Source organism: Endozoicomonas sp. SESOKO4, from assembly GCF_024606275.1.
In genome coordinates this window covers 1-1,051 of sequence record NZ_JAHHPS010000001.1, presented here as the reverse complement: position 1 = coordinate 1,051, position 1,051 = coordinate 1, and the positions used below count along the sequence as shown (strand labels likewise).

The window sequence follows — 1,051 nt, the reverse complement described above, 5'->3', positions numbered from 1 at the left end:
TGCTTGCCCATCTTATCAAGGCAGGCCAGATCTTTGGTAATCCCTCGCTCCAGGAAAAAGGGAAGAACCTTCTGGCCAGCAGGACAATCAATGAAACAGATTTCAGGATTTTCATTCTGTGAAACCAGAATATTTCGCCACTTGAGATCAGTGTGGATGAAGCTCTGGTTATGCATGGTTCTGACCGCTGGAGCTAACTGCTCAATAACTTTGGCCATCCAGGTCCGATCTTTCAGCCAATGAATACTGTCTCTGACCATCTGGCGAAGATCCAGAGTATTGGGTGCCTCTTCGGTCACCAGTGCGCCGCGCGTCATAATGCCCCATTGAATTTCCTGCCCATAGGCGACCACTTTGGCGGCAGGAATACCGTGTTCACGGAAAAACAGCATGCTTTCCCATTCCCCCCGGATACGGCTTCTGCCAATGTACCGGCGAAGATTTTTCCCGCCTCCGGTATACCGTTTCAGGTAGTAGCCTTTACCACCAATTTCGGTACGGCACATGGAACTGATGATATCCCGGGTAATTTCAACACCTGTCATGGCAAAAGTGCTTTCGAGCGTAGAGACAGCATTGCCAACCGGCGTGTCATTATAGGATTCCGTCAGTGTCCAGCTGGACGACATCAAAAAAGGAATGTGCATATTGTAAGTGGCCCATAAGTGGGCGGAATCTTCATGAATTCAAAGCTTGGATATTTCGGTTACAGAGGGTATTTCAGACGGTCTTTCACATCAGGAATCGTAGTGATAACGACAGGAAATAATACCGGGAAACATGCCTATTGCTTGAGAGAGTTGGCTGATAGCAGCTTTAGTGAAAACCCCTTCTTTCAAGAAAGCAGAGCATTCACTTTCAAGAATTAATGTTGTCTGTGCAAATTTATCTGCTTCAGATTCCTGTCTGATATATTGTTGATCTTTAGAATCATTTTCTAAGAATGTAATTCTTTTACCATGTAGCAAAACTTCTTCACCGTCTTTGACTGCATTTGTCAGGTGGCGGTTACTTCCAAGACATATTTAGTTTACGCTGCTTCTGGGCACAG

At 45.7% G+C, this 1,051-nt stretch carries 2 protein-coding genes; both read right to left on the bottom strand.

Annotation, left to right across the window (positions count from 1 at the left end; genetic code table 11):
- Positions 1–647, bottom strand: a 647-nt coding sequence (locus KDK16_RS00010; protein WP_257274136.1) for a lipopolysaccharide kinase InaA family protein, incomplete at its 3' end; no start/stop codon positions are given.
- Between the two features lie 90 nt (positions 648–737).
- Positions 738–968: a hypothetical protein gene (locus KDK16_RS00005; protein ID WP_257254537.1), complete on the bottom strand. Its 231-nt coding sequence runs from the start codon at positions 966–968 to the stop codon at positions 738–740.
- Positions 969–1,051 lie beyond the last annotated feature (83 nt).